This is a genomic window from Acidovorax sp. SRI_002, from assembly GCF_057586455.1.
Genome location: NZ_JBYCZW010000003.1, coordinates 511917 through 527929, shown reverse-complemented (window position 1 = coordinate 527929; position 16013 = coordinate 511917). Strand labels below are relative to the sequence as shown.

At 67.8% G+C, this 16013-nt stretch carries 14 protein-coding genes; 8 read left to right on the top strand and 6 right to left on the bottom strand.

Annotated elements, in window-relative coordinates:
* Window positions 1–37 precede the first annotated feature (37 nt).
* Window positions 38–1111, top strand: coding sequence for a porin (locus AC2YJX_RS10600; protein ID WP_487256015.1), 1074 nt, complete (start codon window positions 38–40; stop codon window positions 1109–1111).
* A gap of 7 nt (window positions 1112–1118) precedes the next feature.
* Here the strand turns inward: AC2YJX_RS10600 and AC2YJX_RS10595 are convergent, their stop codons facing one another.
* The 4 genes from AC2YJX_RS10595 to AC2YJX_RS10580 are packed head-to-tail and all read right to left on the bottom strand — an operon-like array spanning window position 1119 to window position 5348.
* Window positions 1119–1952 (bottom strand): SDR family NAD(P)-dependent oxidoreductase, encoded by an 834-nt coding sequence (locus tag AC2YJX_RS10595; RefSeq protein WP_436129393.1) that lies wholly within the window; start codon window positions 1950–1952, stop codon window positions 1119–1121.
* A complete protein-coding gene (locus tag AC2YJX_RS10590) occupies window positions 1949–2743 on the bottom strand; it encodes a citryl-CoA lyase (protein WP_436129394.1) in 795 nt (264 codons plus the stop codon). The genes AC2YJX_RS10595 and AC2YJX_RS10590 overlap by 4 nt, the downstream gene beginning before the upstream one ends.
* A gap of 17 nt (window positions 2744–2760) precedes the next feature.
* Window positions 2761–4287, bottom strand: a complete 1527-nt coding sequence (locus AC2YJX_RS10585) for a class I adenylate-forming enzyme family protein (protein WP_487256014.1) — start codon at window positions 4285–4287, stop codon at window positions 2761–2763.
* Window positions 4288–4316: 29 nt separating this feature from the next.
* Window positions 4317–5348 carry a tripartite tricarboxylate transporter substrate binding protein gene (locus AC2YJX_RS10580; protein WP_487256013.1) on the bottom strand — a complete coding sequence of 344 codons (1032 nt, stop codon included), beginning with the start codon at window positions 5346–5348 and terminating at the stop codon, window positions 4317–4319.
* A gap of 104 nt (window positions 5349–5452) precedes the next feature.
* Here AC2YJX_RS10580 and AC2YJX_RS10575 point away from each other — a divergent pair, with 104 nt between their 5' ends.
* The 5 genes from AC2YJX_RS10575 (at window position 5453) to AC2YJX_RS10555 (ending at window position 11237) form a co-directional block, all read left to right on the top strand.
* On the top strand, window positions 5453–6280 hold the full coding sequence (locus AC2YJX_RS10575) for an IclR family transcriptional regulator (RefSeq protein WP_487256012.1): 828 nt from the start codon (window positions 5453–5455) through the stop codon (window positions 6278–6280).
* 122 nt (window positions 6281–6402) lie between these two features.
* Window positions 6403–7395 carry a LysR family transcriptional regulator gene (locus tag AC2YJX_RS10570; protein ID WP_487256011.1) on the top strand — a complete coding sequence of 331 codons (993 nt, stop codon included), beginning with the start codon at window positions 6403–6405 and terminating at the stop codon, window positions 7393–7395.
* A 192-nt stretch (window positions 7396–7587) separates the two neighbouring features.
* The gene (gene tcuA, locus AC2YJX_RS10565; protein ID WP_487256010.1) at window positions 7588–9054 is read left to right on the top strand and encodes an FAD-dependent tricarballylate dehydrogenase TcuA; all 1467 of its coding nucleotides are present in this window, start codon (window positions 7588–7590) and stop codon (window positions 9052–9054) included.
* Complete coding sequence (gene tcuB / locus AC2YJX_RS10560) at window positions 9041–10222, top strand: tricarballylate utilization 4Fe-4S protein TcuB (protein ID WP_487256009.1); 1182 nt, start codon at window positions 9041–9043, stop codon at window positions 10220–10222. The genes tcuA and tcuB overlap by 14 nt, the downstream gene beginning before the upstream one ends.
* Window positions 10223–10262: 40 nt before the next feature.
* Window positions 10263–11237, top strand: a complete 975-nt coding sequence (locus AC2YJX_RS10555) for a Bug family tripartite tricarboxylate transporter substrate binding protein (protein ID WP_487256008.1) — start codon at window positions 10263–10265, stop codon at window positions 11235–11237.
* 43 nt (window positions 11238–11280) lie between these two features.
* Here the strand turns inward: AC2YJX_RS10555 and AC2YJX_RS10550 are convergent, their stop codons facing one another.
* Window positions 11281–12225, bottom strand: a complete 945-nt coding sequence (locus tag AC2YJX_RS10550) for a LysR substrate-binding domain-containing protein (protein WP_487256007.1) — start codon at window positions 12223–12225, stop codon at window positions 11281–11283.
* Window positions 12226–12331: 106 nt separating this feature from the next.
* On the opposite strand from AC2YJX_RS10550, the gene AC2YJX_RS10545 reads away from it, so the two are divergent.
* Both AC2YJX_RS10545 and AC2YJX_RS10540 read left to right on the top strand, forming a co-directional pair.
* The gene (locus AC2YJX_RS10545; RefSeq protein WP_218300795.1) at window positions 12332–13216 is read left to right on the top strand and encodes an N-formylglutamate amidohydrolase; all 885 of its coding nucleotides are present in this window, start codon (window positions 12332–12334) and stop codon (window positions 13214–13216) included.
* Window positions 13217–13237: 21 nt separating this feature from the next.
* Window positions 13238–14236, top strand: a complete 999-nt coding sequence (locus tag AC2YJX_RS10540; RefSeq protein WP_121508130.1) for a Bug family tripartite tricarboxylate transporter substrate binding protein — start codon at window positions 13238–13240, stop codon at window positions 14234–14236.
* 76 nt (window positions 14237–14312) lie between these two features.
* On the opposite strand, the gene bufB is transcribed toward AC2YJX_RS10540, so the two are convergent.
* Window positions 14313–15974 carry an MNIO family bufferin maturase gene (gene bufB / locus AC2YJX_RS10535; protein WP_487256006.1) on the bottom strand — a complete coding sequence of 554 codons (1662 nt, stop codon included), beginning with the start codon at window positions 15972–15974 and terminating at the stop codon, window positions 14313–14315.
* Window positions 15975–16013: the final 39 nt, after the last annotated feature.

The following is a 16013-nucleotide window of genomic DNA, read 5'->3' as shown; positions in this document are numbered from 1 at the left end:
GCACCCGTTTCAGATTTCAATCAGGCAGGAGACATCTATGAGAAAAAGAATAGGCAACATCGGTGCGCTTTGTGCCGCACTGGCCAGCAGCTGCATCGCGGCACAAACCAGCGGCGTCACGCTGTATGGAACCGTGGACCTGGGGCTGCGCCACGGCAGCGGCCTCACGGCGGCCAATGCGGCAGCCCCCGGTTCGTCGCATAGCCTGGGCAGCGGCATACACACCACCAGCCGCTGGGGGCTTCGCGGCACCGAAGACCTGGGGGGCGGTGCCAAGGCGCTGTTCCAGTTCGAGAGCGGACTGAACGCCGACACCGGCGCTTCTGCCAACGCCAGCAAGACCTTTGATCGCGCATCCTGGGTCGGTCTGGAGGGCGGATGGGGCACGCTGGCCCTGGGCCGCCAGACCACCACATTGGCGGATGCCATCTCGCCCGTGGACCCGCTGGGCATGCGCTTTGCCAGCTTCAACCCCAGCATCGGCGTGGCCGCGCTCAGCCAGCATGGCCTGGGCATCGAGTTCGGCAGTGCGGGGTCCACGTCAGGCTCGTACCGGCTGGACAACGCGATCAAGTACACAGCGCGATTTGGCGGCCTCACCGCACGGGCGATGTTGGGCACGGGTGAAGTGGCTGGAAAGACATCGGCCCTGTCGTCGCGCGGGGTCGGCATGGCCTATACGGCCAGCGACGTCACACTGTCGGGCGCATTCCAGACCTTCAAGGACACGAACCAGCGCACCCTGGACGGAGCCACCCTGGGCGCGGCCTACCAATGGAACACCGTGCGACTGGCGGCCAACGCGGCACGCAGCGAGGCCGAGACAGCGGTCGGCAAACACACGGTGCAGCGCGTGTTCTCGGCAGGCGCGACCTGGTCCGTCACGCCCCTGTTCGATCTGACGGCTGCCTACTACAAGGTGGACCGCACCCGCACGGGCGCCGCCGACGACGGCTACGGCCGCCTGGTGGCGTTTGCCGAGTACAAGCTCTCGCGCCGCACCAAGGTGTATGCCGAGCTGGACAACACCCGCTGGCGCAACGGCTTCCAGGGCGCGGCGAACAAGGCCACGGCCACCGGCATCTCCGCCGGTGTGGTGCATACGTTCTGAACCTGCCTTACACGAACTTGCCGGTGATGCCCCCGTCCACCACCAGCTCGGTGCCGGTCACGTAGGCGGCGGCATCGCTGGCAAGGAAGGCGCAGGCATGCGCCACATCCCACGCCGTGCCCATGCGGCCCATGGGCACCTGCCGGGCGCGCGCGGCGCGGGCCTCGTCGAGGCTGGTGTCCGAGAACATCTTCGCCACCGTGGTGGCAATGCGCGGCGTGTCGATGAGCCCGGGCACCACCGTGTTGGCGCGCACGCCCTGGCCCGCGTACTGCTGCGCCACCATGCGTGTGAAGTGGGTGACGGCCGCCTTGGTCACGCCATAGGCCAGGTGCGGGTAGCCGAGGTAGCGCATGCCCGCGATGGACGAGATCGCAATGATGGAACCCCGCCCGCGCTCCACCATGGCGGGCAGCACCTGCTGGCAGGCCAGCAGCAGGCTTTTCACGTTGACCGAATGGATGCGGTCGAAGTCTTCAACGCTCGTCTCCAGCGGGCCGCCGGTCTTGCCGATGCCCACGTTGTGGTGCAGCACGTCGATGGCGCCGCCAAAGCGCTCGCGCGCCTCGGCAAACAGGCGCTGCACATCGGCCGCGTCCGCCACGTCGCCCACCAGGGTGGCGGCCGTTCCGCCCTCGGCGTGGATGAGCGCCGTGGTTTCTTCGGCCGAGGCTGCGTCGCGATCCGCCACACACACGCTGGCACCCAGGCGCGCGTAGGTCACGCAGGCGGCGCGGCCAATGCTCCAGCCCGGGCCGGCAGACCCGCCCCCGGCCACAAAGACGACGCGGCCTGACAAATCGAGCGGCAGGGCAGGTGAATGGGCTGGCTGCGCGCTCATGCGTCCGTGCCCTGGCCGGCACTGCCGCCGACAAAGGGTATGGCGTGCTCCACCGTGTCCCAGATGAAGCGGCCCGAGGGGCTTTGCTGCTCTTCCACGATGTGCGCCACCAGCCCGGCCGCGCGCGAGATCACCGCAAAGCCGCGCATCACGGCCGTGGGCACGCCGATCTCGCCCAGCAGCGCGGCCACTGCGCCCGTGGCGTTGATGGTGATGGGGCGGCCAGCCACTTCATCCACGGCCTTGGACAGCGTCTCCAGCGCGCGGATCTTGTCGCCCTGCAGCTCCGGCTCGGCACGGCCCATCTCCAGCAGTTTGTAGGCGCGCGGGTCTACCGGTTTGTGCAGGTGGTGACCAAAGCCGGGCACAGGGGATTTGAGGCCCTTGTAGTGGCGCGCAATGGCGAGCGCTTCCGCCTCAGGGTCTTGCGCCGCTGCGATGCGGTCGAGCAGGCCCGAGCAGTTCTCCATGGTGCCCACAAAGGAGCTGCCCACGGCCAGCAGGCCCGCGCTCACGGCGCCCTGCAGGTTCTCGGGCGCGCTCATGTAGATGAGCCGCGTGGCAATGGCGCTGGGCGTGAGGCCATGCTCCATGAGCACGATGAGCACCACGTCGGTGATGCGCAGGTCCACGCCGCGCGGGGTGCGGCCCAGGATCTGCATCAGCATCACCTCAGTGAAGGTCTTCTTCCCCATCAGGTCCTCGACCAGGTCCGCATCGCGGTAATGCAGGCTGGTGAGGGTGTGGGTGCACAGGCGGGTGACGGGGTTCTTGGAAGCAGGGTGGGTCATGAAATGGGTTCCTTCGTTCAGACAGTGGCCGTACCGGCCAGCTTGTCCAGTGCCGCATCGCGCACGGCAGACTTGAGCACCTTGCCCACGGGCGAGCGCGGCAGGCTCTCGTGAAAGTGGATGCGCTTGGGGGTCTGCACCGGGCCCAGGCGTTCGCGCACAAAGGCGATCAGCTCGGCCTCGCTCGCCGCTTCGCCTGCACGCAACTGCACGGCGGCCTGCACGGTCTCGCCCCATTTGTCGTCGGGCAGTCCGAACACGGTGCATTCGTGCACCGCAGGATGCTGGCCCAGCGCGTTCTCCACGTCCACGGGGTAGACGTTGAAGCCGCCGGTGATCACCATGTCCTTGAGCCGGTCCTTGAGGTAGAGAAACCCCCGCTCGTCGATCAGGCCCCGGTCGCCGGTGTGCAGCCAGCCGTTCACCAGGGTCTCGGCCGTCTTCTCGGGCAGGCGCCAGTAGCCGGTCATCAGCAGGTCGCCGCGCGCCACCACCTCGCCCACTTCGCCCGGAGGCAGCGGGCGGCCATCGGGCGCCATGATGGCCACGTCGCTGAACCAGGTGGTGCGGCCCACCGAGGCCAGATTGCGCTCGTCCTCGAAATCCTCGGGGCACAGCACGGTGAGGATCTGCGGCGCCTCGGTCTGGCCGTAGGTGGTGCCCAGCACCGGGCCGAAGAACTCGCGCACCTGGCGGATCTTGTCGGGCGGCATAGGGGCACCGCCGTAGATGAGCCGGCGCAGGCGCGGAAAGTCCGCGCGCGACGCGCCGGGCAGCGCCATCAGCATGTAGACCAGCGTGGGCGGCATGAAGCACACGGTGCCGCCGCGCTCGCGGAAGGCCGTGCGCACCGCTTCGGCGCCCGCACCCGCCAGCACCACATGGCAGCCGCCCTGCGCCAGGATGGGCAGGATGTATGTGGAGGTGCCGTGCGTGATGGGCGCGGCCACGATGTAGCGCTCGTGCTCGTCAAAGCCCCAGGCATGGATCTGATTGGTGATGTTGGCCATCCATGCGCGGTAGGGCTGCATCACGCCCTTGGGCGCGCCCGTGGTGCCGCCGGTGAACTTGATGGCCTGGGTGGCGTCGTCCGGCAGGTCCAGCTGCGGGCGGGGTGCGCCAGCGTGCGCAGCGGCCAGGCTGACCAGCGTGGCGGCGCCCTCGGCGGCCTGCGCTCCGGTCAGCACGCGGGTGCCGGGCGCACCTTCGAGCAGGTCAGCGCACGCGGCGTCCAGAACCAGCAGGGTGGGCTCGGTCGCGTCGATGATGCGGCGGATCTCGGGCCGCGTGCTCTTGGGGTTCAGCGGCACCCACACCTTGCCGCAGGCCAGCACGGCCAGCAGCGCGGCGATGTGGTCGGCGCTGTTGCCCGCGCAGATGCCCACGCGGCTTTGGGGCGTGGGGTCGATAGCGGTGAAGCCCGCCGCGAGCGCGGCAACGCGGGCGGCCAGCGCGTCGTAGCGGATGGCGCCCTCTGGCGCGTCGATGGCAATGCGGTCAGGCCAGCGTTGAGCGGCCCGCCAGAAGAAGTCGATGGGGAACATGAAAGAGGTGAGGTTGTATGGGTGATCTGTCACTCGGCCGATGCGCCGGACTCTTTCACCACTTCACGCCAGCGCTTGATCTCGGCGGCGGCAAACTGGCGCATCTTGTCGGGGGTGCCACCATCGGGCGTGGCGGCCAGCTCCTGCAGACGCGTGCGCACCTCGGGCTGGGCCAGCACCTTGTTCAGGGCCGCGTTGACCTGCTCGATCACGGCGCGCGGCGTGCCCGCCGGTGCGGCCAGGCCGAACCACGACTGCACATCAAAGCCCGTGTAGCCCGACTCGGCCAGCGTGGGTACATCCGGCAACAGGGGGGAGCGCTGGGCACTGGTGATGGCAATGGCGCGCAGCTTGCCCGCCTGCACATGCGGCAGGGCCGACGGCGTGTTGTCGAACATCGAATCCACCTGGCCGCCCAGCAGGTCGGTGACGGCGGGTGCGCTGCCCCGGTAGGGCACATGCAGCATCTTGAGCTTGGACTGCATCTTGAACATCTCGCCCGAGAGGTGGATGGACGAGCCGCTGCCCGACGACGCAAACGTGATGCCGTCCTTGGACTCCTTGGCGTAGCGCACGTAGTCGGCCAGGTTCTTGATGGGCAGCTTGGGGTTGACCACCAGGATGTTCGGAATCTTGGCGACCATGCCGATGGGCTCGAAGTCCTTGACCGGGTCGTAGCCCAGCTTGGGGTACAGCGTGGCGTTGATGGTGTTGGCGATGGTGTAGACGTAGAGCGTGTAGCCATCGGCCGGCGCGCGCGCCACGGCCTCTGCGCCCACGTTGCTGTTGGCGCCTGCGCGGTTGTCCACCACCACGGGTTGGCCCAGCTGGTCGCCGAGCTTGACGGCCACCAGGCGCGCAATCACGTCCGTGGCGCCGCCCGCCGCATAGCCCACCACCAGCTTGACCGGCTTGGTGGGCCAGCCCGAGGCATTGGGCTGGGCCTGCAATGGCATGGCGGCGCCGCAGGCCAGGGTGGCGACCAGCGCCAGCAGGGCGCGGCGCGGCAGGGATGGCGAAGCTTTGCGCTGACCCAGCGCGGCGGGGGTGTGTGGGCTCATGGTGTCTGTCTCCGGTGGTTCTTGGAAAAATGCCGTCGTGGCGCCCTGCTGCGTGCTCTGCGGCACACTGCGCACTGGTTGCGTTGACGAACAAATTCTTTCCCATGCCCTCCCGACCTGCGAATTCAAACGTCCGGCTGCCGGACGAACGTGTGAGTGCGCACACGGCAGACGAACCGGCCGACGACCACGGCAGCCGCACGCTGCGGCGCGGCCTGCAGGTGCTGGACGCCGTTCTGGCCCATGGCCGCGACGGCGCGCGCGTGGTGGACCTGTGCCGCGCCGCCGCGCTGGAGCGGGCCCCCGTGTACCGGCTGCTCGCCACGCTCATGGAGAGCGGCTATGTAGCGCAGCGCGGGCGCTTTCGCTACGTGGCGGGCCCGCGCCTGGCCGCCCTGGCCGAGCCCCCGGGCCAGCCCAACCTGGCCGTGCGCCTGGCGCCTGTGCTGGAGCGAGTAAGCCGCGCCTGTGGTGACGCAGCCTTTGCCATCGTGCGCGAAGGCCCCACCTCGCACTGCATTGCACGCCATGTGGGCACGCACCCGGTGCAGATCCTGGTGATTCAGGTGGGCACGCGCCAGCCGCTGGGCGTGGGCGCTGCGGGCCTGGCGTTGCTGGCGGCGCTGCCCGATGCCGAGATGCAGGCCTGCATCGACGCCAACGCGCAAGAGCTGCCGCGCTACGGCGGCATGACGCCCGAGCGACTGCAGATCCTGGTGCGCGCCACGCGCGAGCGCGGCTGGTCGGTGGTGGGCAACCACGCCACGCAGGGCGTGCTGGCGGCTGGTATGGCCGTGCGCAACGCGGCGGGCGAACCCGTGGCGGCGATCAGTGTGGCATCGACCGTGGACCGCATGCCGCGCGAGCGCCAGCAGCTGATTGCGCGCTGGATGCGCGAGGCGCTGTCGGCGTTGTTGCCGCATGGGGTTTGAGCGCTTGAAACTATCAAAATGATAGCTACTCAGACATATTGCACTAACGCTTCCTGCTGTTTTCACTCCAATGCTGGCGCCAAGCCGTCTTGTGCGACCATCGAGGGACCCCGAGGCCCCCGATGGAACTGAGACAACTGCGCTATTTCGTACGTGTGGTGGAGCAAGGCTCCATGAGCCGCGCTGCGCTGGACCTGGACGTGGTGCAGTCCGCGCTCAGCCAGCAGATCACGCGGCTGGAGAGCGAGCTGGCCACGCGCCTGCTGCAGCGCACGCCGCGCGGCGTGACGCCCACCGAAGCAGGGCTGGCGTTCTTTCGCGAGGCGCAGCTCACCCTGCGCCATGCCGACCAGGCCGTGCGCGCGGCGCAGCAGGCGCGGCTGTCGGGCACCGTCACCGTAGGGTTGGCGCCCACCACCTCGGGCGTGCTGGGCCTGCCGCTGATGCAGGCCATGCGCACACGCTACCCGGACGTGCGGCTGCACATGGTGGAGAGCATGTCGGGCCACCTCACGGCCATGCTGCATGCGCGCGAGCTGGACCTGGCCGTGCTGTTCGACACGCGCCTGCACCAGGCGCAGCAGGCCAGCGGTGCGCGCCGCTGGGACATGGCGCCGCTGCTGGAGGAGGACCTGTTCCTCATCTGCGCCCGTGACCGAGGGGAGGGCACCGGCAACCCCCATGGCCGGCAGCTGCCGGAAACCATCACCGTCGCCGAGCTGGTGCAAGAGCCGCTGATCCTGCCCACCGGCCCACACGGCCTGCGCAGCACCCTGGACACGGCCTTTGCCCGCGACCGCGTGGCACCGCACGTGGTGCTGGAGGTGGACTCGCTCGCCATGGTGATGGCCGCCGTGGACGCGGGCCTGGGCTCCACCGTGCAGCCCTGGGCCGCCATGGGCCGCTACCCCGATGCGGCCGAGCGCTTTCAGTGCGCACGCCTCACCGACGCGCCCGCGCGCCGCGTCAACCTGCTGTGCAGCCTGCCCGACGAAGAGCTCTCGCCCGCCGCCCTGGCCGCGCGGGTGGTGCTGGCGGACTGCGTGCGTGAATTGGTGACGAGCGGCCAGTGGTTTGGCACGACATGGATAGGCGGACAAGACACCAGCGCCTGAGCGGCCACCCCGCAGCCATCACGATCCGTGATACCCCCATGACCTGAACCCGCTGCACGGCGGGCCTGCGTCTCCCTACAGTCGCCATCACCCCGATGAACGACACGGCAACCGCGCCAGGAGACACCCCATGGGCCCCACACCCCCTTCTTCATTCCCCCCCGCGCAGCGCACCGCCGGGAGCCACCGGCCATGAGCGGCGATGCTGTGGTCGATGTGCTGGTCATCGGTGGCGGCAACGCCGCCCTGTGCGCCGCCCTGATGGCACGCGAGGCGGGCGCCAGCGTGCTGCTGCTCGAATCCGCCCCGCGCGCCTGGCGCGGCGGCAACTCGGCCCACACGCGCAACCTGCGCTGCATGCACGATGCGCCGCAGGATGTGCTGGTGGATGCCTACCCCGAGGAAGAGTTCTGGCAAGACCTGCTCAAGGTAACGGGCGGCCTCACCAACGAACACCTGGCGCGCCTGGTGATCCGCGAGTCGAGCACCTGCCGGCCCTGGATGCGCCGCCACGGCGTGCACTTTCAGCCCGCGCTGGCGGGCACGCTCCATGTGGCGCGCACCAACGCGTTCTTCATGGGTGGCGGCAAGGCGTTGGTCAATGCCTACTACCGCAGCGCGGAGCAGCTGGGCGTGCAGATCCGCTACGAAGCGCCCGTGGAGCGCATCGAGATGGAGGGCCCCCGCTTCGTCGCCGCCCACCTGGCGAACGGCGAGCGCATTGCCGCCAAAAGCTGCGTGCTGGCCGCCGGCGGCTTTGAATCGAACCGCGAATGGCTGCGCGAGGCCTGGGGCCAGAACGAGCGCGGCGAGTGGCCGGCCGACAACTTCCTGATCCGCGGCACGGCCTACAACAAGGGGGTGCTGCTCCGGCACCTGCTTGAAGACCATGGCGCGGACCGCATTGGCGACCCCACGCAGGCGCACATGGTGGCCATCGACGCACGTGCGCCGCTGTACGACGGCGGCATCTGCACACGCATCGACTGCGTATCGCTGGGCGTGGTGGTCAACCGCAACGGCGAGCGCTTCTACGACGAGGGCGAGGACTTCTGGCCCAAGCGCTATGCCATCTGGGGCCGCCTGGTGGCGCAGCAGCCGGGGCAGATCGGCTACTCCATCATCGACAGCAAGGCCATCGGCCGCTTCATGCCGCCCGTGTTCCCGGGCGTGAAAGCCGACACCCTGCCCGAGCTGGCGCAGAAGCTTGGCCTGCCCGTGGACACGTTCACCCACACGCTCGATGCCTACAACGCCGCCTGCCGCGTGGGCCAGTTCGACCACACCACGCTGGACGACTGCCACACCGAAGGCGTGACACCCGCCAAGACGCACTGGGCCCGGCCCATCGACACCGGGCCGTTCTATGGCTATGCGCTCAAGCCCGGCGTCACCTTCACCTACCTGGGCCTGCACACCGACGACACCGCTGCCGTGCGCTTTGGCAACGTGCCCAGCCCCAACCTGTTTGTGGCTGGCGAAATGATGGCCGGCAACGTGCTGGGCAAAGGCTACACCGCCGGGGTCGGCATGAGCATTGGCACCGCGTTTGGCCGCATTGCAGGCACGCAGGCGGCATTGGCATCAAAACAGGCCCCAGCGAACATCCCACAAGCGCAAACAGCTATAAAAACAGGAGTAAACGATGCAAACGCTTGAAGCCCTGGCGCGTGACGCTAAAGCGCTGGCGAATGGCGGCATTGTGCTGTCGGCCCCCGAAACCGAGGTGGCGCGCCAGCTGCAGATCTGCAATGCCTGCCGCTACTGCGAAGGCTTTTGCGCCGTGTTCCCGGCCATGACACGGCGGCTGGAATTTGGCAAGGCCGATATCCATTTCATTGCCAACCTGTGCCACAACTGCGGCGCCTGCTTGCACGCCTGCCAGTACGCACCGCCGCACGAATTTGCGGTGAACATTCCGCAGGCCATGGCCCAGGTGCGTGGCCAGACCTACGCCGACTACGCCTGGCCACCCGCTCTGGGCCAGCTCTACCAGCGCAACGGCCTCACGTTGGCGCTGGCGCTGGTGGCCGGGCTCACGCTGTTCCTGCTGCTGGCCGTGGCGCTGCACGGGCAAGGGCTGGCGGCGCTGTGGCACGCGCCCGTGGGCGGCTTCTACGGCATCTTCCCGCACAACCTGCTGGTGGGCCTGTTCGCGCCGGTGTTCCTGTTCGCTTTGCTCGCGCTGGGCCTGGGCGTGCGCCGTTTCTGGCGCGATATCACACCTGCCACCAGCGGCGCGCCGCTGAGCGCGCCCGACACGGCCGAGGCCACCGATGCCGTGCTGCGCCTGAAGTACCTGGACGGCGGCCACGGCGACGGCTGCCACAACGAGGACGATGCCTACACCCTATCGCGCAGGCGTTTCCACCACCTCACCTTCTACGGCTTCATGCTGTGTTTTGCGGCCACCAGCGTGGCCACGCTGTACCACTACCTGCTGGGCGCGCCCGCGCCCTACGACCTGCCCAGCCTGCCCAAGCTGCTGGGCGGCGTGGGCGGCATCAGCCTGGCGATTGGCACGGCTGGCCTGTGGCGGCTGAACCTGCGCCGCCACCCGCAACACGGCGACGCCGCGCAAAAGCCCATGGACCGCGCCTTCATCGCCCTGCTGTTCCTCACCGCCACCAGCGGCCTGGCGCTGTGGGGGGCACGCGGAAGCGCTGCCCTCCCGCTGCTGCTGTGCCTGCACTTGGGCGCGGTGATGGCGCTGTTCGCCACCATGCCCTACGGCAAGTTTGCGCACGGCATTTTCCGCACCGCTTCGCTGCTGCGCCACGCGGTGGAAAAGCGCCAGCCCCACCCCATCGGTTTGAGCGCCGACTGAGCCAACGATCCATACACCACCCACGATGAAGGAGACACCCATGAAAAAACGCACCCTGCTGCACTGTGCCCTGGCACTGGCAACCGCCCCCCTGGCGTTCAGCGCTGCCGCGCAAGACTTTCCGCCCAAGAAGCCCGTCACGCTCGTCGTGGGCTTTGCCGCGGGCGGTGCAGCCGACGCGGCGGCGCGACTGATTGCCAAGAAGCTGGGTGAGAACATCGGCCAGTCGGTGGTGGTGGACAACAAAGGTGGCGCCGGCGGCAATATCGCGCACCAGTTCGTGGCCAATGCGGCACCCGACGGCACGGTGCTGCTGTTCGGCTCGGTGGGCCCGCTCACCATTGCGCCGCACTTGATGAAACTCACCTACGACCCGTTCAAGGACCTGGCGGCGATCTCAGGCGGCGTGAACTTCCCCAACGTGCTGGTCGTGCACAAGGCTGCAGGCGCAAAGACGCTGGCAGAGTTTGTGCAGCTGTCCAAGAAGAAGCCTGGCAGCGTTGACTTTGCCTCCACGGGCGCGGGCTCGGCATCGCACCTGGCGGGCGAGCTGTTCAACCAGCGGGCGGGCATCGACATGACCCACGTGCCCTACAAAGGTGGGGCACCCGCCTTGCAGGATTTGCTGGGCGAGCGCATCACCTCCTACTTTGCAGCCCCACCCACGGCCCTGCCGCACATCGAAACGGGCAGGCTGATCCCGCTGGCCACCACGGGTCTCACGCGGCCAGCCTATCTGCCCAATATCCCCACCGTGGCGGAATCGGGCTTTCCGGGCTTTGAGGCGCTCAACTGGTATGCGTTTGTGGCGCCGGGCAAAACGCCGGTGCCGCTGCTGGAGCGCTGGAACCAGGAGATCGTCAAGGTGCTCAACGACCCGGCCGTGAAGGACGCACTGAACAAGCACGGCCTGACGCCCCAGCCCACCTCACGCGCCGAACTCACCACCTTCATGAAGAAGGAGTCGACCCAGTGGGCTGCCATCATCAAGGAGCGCAAGCTCACGGCGGACTGAGCTGGCCTCTGCGGGAAAGCGGTGCCCCGCCGCCCCATGCAGGTCAGGCCATCTTCTTGCGCGCCGCGCTGCCGCGTGCTGAAAAGCCGGCCCGTTCGCTGCTGGCCTGGGCCTCACCCACCAGCCAGCGTGTGAACCGCGCGACCGCTTCGTTCTCGGCCAGTGCTGCACGGCTGCACAGGTAATAGCCCCGGTCCGTGTTCACGGCCGGGCTGAAGGGCAACACCAGCTGGCCCGACGCCAGTTCGGCTTCGATCAGCATGGGCTGGATCACCGTGACCCCCATGCCCGCACAGGCTGCAACGATCAGGTTGTTGCCCAGATCAAACCCCGGGCCCAGTACGGGGGCTACGTCTATCCCTGCGGCCTTTTGCAGCCACAGCGCCCAATTGCCGGGAAAGTTGATGTGCTGCAGCAGCGTTGCCTTGAGCAGATCACGCGGTTGGCGCAGCTTGGCCGCCAGCGCGGGGGTGCAAGCGGGCACGATCTCTCGCCCCGTCAGGTAGCGTGCACGGATGCCGCGCGGCCAAGCGCGCCCGGGGCGCTTCACATTGACCCACAGGTCCACGTCGTCGCGCGTGAAGCTCTCATCGTGGTGGAACGGCCGCAGCTCGATCTCGATGTCCGGGTGCAGCGCGTGGAACTGGCCCAGCCGTGGGACCAGCCAGCGGGTGGCCAGGGTGGGTACTACGCTGACCCGCAGCCGGCGCTTCGATGCACGCACCCCGAACCGGCTCACGGCGGTCTCCAGGCCTGCCACATGGGCCTCCACCAATTGCTGGAATTCGCGGCCCCGCGCCGTGGGTAGCACCCGGGGGCCGGAGCGGTCCAGCAGCGTGCATTCCAGCCGCTGCTCCAGCCGCTGCACTGCCCGGCTGACAGCCGCCTGGGTCACGAACAGCACACCCGCCGCCTGTCGAAAACTGCCCAGCTGGCAGACCGCAAGAAAGGCGTGCAACTCGGGCAGCGAGGGGGACTTGAACTGCATGGTGGTGATTACATCCGGTTATCAGCGCAGATCAAATTGTCGTTTGCCCGCAGGCACCTGACTCCCTACGCTTCGCCCATCTGCCCCACCTTGATCCCCGAGAACCATGCAGCTACCCGAAGCCCTTCTTCCCGCCACGCCCGTCCAGGTGCTCCTGCCCGCCACCGATGCCGCCATCCCCTTGGTCTGCGACTCTCCGCACAGCGGCACCGACTATCCGCCCGACTTTGGCTATGCCGTCTCCACCGCCGATCTGCGCAAGTGCGAAGACACCCATGTGCACTGGCTGTGGGACGCCGTGCCGCGTGTGGGCGGCACGCTGGTGCACGCCACCTTTGCGCGCAGCTACATCGACCCAAACCGCCATGAGCACGACATCGACCCCGCCATGCTGGCCGATGCCTGGCCCGGCAATACCGCCCCTACCGCCCGCACTTTGGAGCTGGGCATGGGGCTGGTTCCCAGCCACACCCCCACGCACCAGCCCATCTACGCGCGCCGCCTGTCGGCCCAGGAGGTTGCGCATCGCATCACCCACTACTGGCGCCCATACCAACATGCGCTGGCACAGGCACTGGAGGCCGCCGCCCAGCGTGGCCCGCGTTGGCACCTGAACTTGCATTCCATGCCCAGCAATGCCTACGAGCGGCTGGGCCGCGTGGCGCCCGGCCCGCTGGCCGACGTGGTGCTGGGCGACCTGAACGGTCGCAGCTGCAGCAGCGCATTCACCCAGCGCGTGGCCGAAGCTTTCCGCCGCCGCGGCTACTGCGTGGCCATCAACGACCCCTATGCAGGCCAGGAGCTGCTGCGCCGGTTCGGGGCGCCTTCGCGGGGTCATGAAAGCCTGCAGATCGAGATCAACCGGGCCATCTACCTGAACGAGCAGACGCGGGAGCCGCTGCCACACGCCAACCGCGTGCGCGCGGACATCACCGACCTGCTGCACGAGATGGCCGCCCATATCCGCAGCGCTTGCCTGGACAACGCCTGATTTCAACCAAGAGGACCCACCATGCCCACCCCCATGAACCGCCGCCGTTTTATCGCATCGACCAGCGCCGTGACGAGCGCCATTGCCCTGCCGGCACTGGCCCAGGCGCCCGACCGCTATCCCACACGTCCGATCACGCTGGTGGTGCCGTTTCCGCCCGGAGGCGCCGTAGACAACTCCGGCCGGGCGATAGCCGACAGGCTGGGCCGAGTGCTGGGGCAGCCCGTGATTGTGGAAAACAAAGGGGGCGCTGGCGGCACCATCGGCACCACGCAGGTGGCCAAGGCCCAGCCCGATGGCTACACGCTGATCGTCACCTCGCAGACCACGCATGTGATCAACCCCGCCCTGTCGGCCAGCCTGCCCTACGACGCGGTCAATGACTTCGCCCCCATCACGCTGATTGATCGCCTGGCCAATGTGCTCTTGATCACCCCCGGCCTGCCCGTGAAGAACTTCGCCGAGTTCGTGAAATACGTGAAGGAGAACCCAGGCAAGCTGAACTACGCCTCCTCGGGCAATGGCTCGCTGGCGTACCTGAGCATGGAGCTGCTCAAGGCCAAGCTGGGGCTGTCCATCACCCACATCCCCTACAGGGGCGCTGGCCCGGCGCTGACCGACCTGCAGGCGGGCCAGGTGCACATGACCTGGAACAACCTGTCCTCCAACCTCAGCATGGCTCAGAACGGTCGCCTGCGCGCGCTGGCGGTGGCATCGCCAATCCGCGCTCCCCAGCTGCCGGATGTCCCGACCTTCGACGAGCTGAAGTTGCCGGAGCTGAACCTGACTTCCTGGACAGGTCTTGCCGCACCTGCAAAAACGCCGGAATCCATCGTTGCGCAGCTCTACGAAGCGATGCGTACCGTGTTGCGTGATCCGCAAACACAAAGGGCATGGAATGACCGCGGCGCTATGCTGCCTGATACCGTGAAGCCCGCAGAGTTTCGCAAGGAGATTCAGCAGCGCATCGGTTTTTACAAGAACATCGTGAAGACCCACAAGATCTCCGTGGATCAATAGTGCCCACTCCCCATCCGTGCGGAATGGACGAAACATATCCCCGACCTCGTGCGCATGTGGGCATGTGGGCAAGCCATCAGTACGTTGGAACATCGCCTTCAACTGGCCCATCCGCTCGCACCAGCCCATCATCCAGCAACTGCGCAAGCCAGCCGCCGAGCACAGTGGGGTCGCCTTGCCACAGGCCGCTGCCCAGCAGCGCCGCGCAGGCGTCGTGCACCGAGGCACCGGCGTGCAGCGCTTGCACCCAGGCGGCCTCGGCCGCGTCGAGCGTGCGAAAGTGCGGCTGGTGCCCTTTGCGCCAGACCAGCAGCGTGGCCGGTGCAGGCAGGGCCACGGCCTCGGGCACGTCGTCGTCGGTATGGATGGCGTTCCACACCCCCACAACGTTCGTCGTGATCGCGCGCAGCAAGGCGCTGGGGTGCAGTACACCAGGGCGGGTGGTCCAGGTGTCCGACGCCTGGGCTGCTGCGGGCGCCAAGGCCGGCACATCGGCACTGTCAAAGCGGGTGCGCAGGTCCCAGTCGAGCTGGGCCAGTTCATGCAGCTCGGGGTTGTCGGGGTACGCCGCGCGCAGCGTGCCCACCAGGCCTTCGCCATAGCGGTTCAGGCTGCGCGTGCGCGGCGGATGGGCCACGGCGTAGTCGCGCGCATGGGCCTCGAAGGTGTCTGACCCCATGTAGAGGCAAGTCTTGGCATAGGTGTCGGCCAGCACCTCGGCCAGCCGGGCGCGGTAGGCATGGTGGTAGATGGGCAGGCGACCTGTGATGAGGTCGTCGGGCATTTCGGGCGGCAGCGCATTCGCCAGCACGCGGTCGGCGAAGTGGCGCTGCACCGCAGCCAACCCAGTCAGGTCTGCCGTGGGGGCCAGGGTGATGGAGGTGATCGCGACAGGCTCGGGTGGGGCCACATGCTCCGCGGCAACGCGCCGGGCGATGGCCATTTCATCCAGCAGCTCGGCCAGCGGCGGGATGTGATCGTCGCGCTCGATCATCGCGGCCACAGCGCCAAAACGCTGGCAGGCCTGTGCGTACAGGTCCCACACCGGCTGCGCCACCGGGTGGTCGTGCGTGTCGATGATGTGGTCGCCGTTGTCGCTGTGCCCAGCCAGGTGAATTTGCTGCACCCGGTGCGCGGGCAGGGCATGCAGATAGGTCAGTGGGTCGAATCCATGGTTCACGCTGCTCACGTAGATGTTGTTCACATCCACCAGCAACAGGCAGTCGGCCTCTTGCGCGATGTGGGCCAGAAACTGCCACTCGCTCGCGCTGTCATGCCGGTAGCGGATATAGCTCGACACGTTCTCCAGCACCAGCCTGCGTCCCAGCACATCCTGTGCGCGACGGATCTGTGCGATCACATGGCGTGCAGATTCGTCGGTGTAGGGCAGCGGGTACAGGTCGTGCAACTGCTCGGGGCCAGGGCCCGTCCAGCACAGGTGGTCGGACACCCACAGCGGCTCGATACGGTCAGCCAGCGCCTTCACGCGTTGCAGATACGGCACATCCACGCCCTGCGACGCACCGATGGACATGGCCACGCCATGCATGGCCACGGGGTAGTCGCGCCGGATGGCATCGATCACCGCCAGAGGTTTTCCACCGTCGATGAGGTAGTTGTCGGTGATGATTTCCAACCAGTCGAGCGGCTGCTTGCGCGCGAGGAAATCGGCGTAGTGCTGCGTGCGCAGTCCCAGGCCAAAGCCGGTGCCGCGCGTAGCGATGAGGTCATGTGCCATGGCGAAATCAAGGTATCAAAGTGCGGGCACTGGGCATGA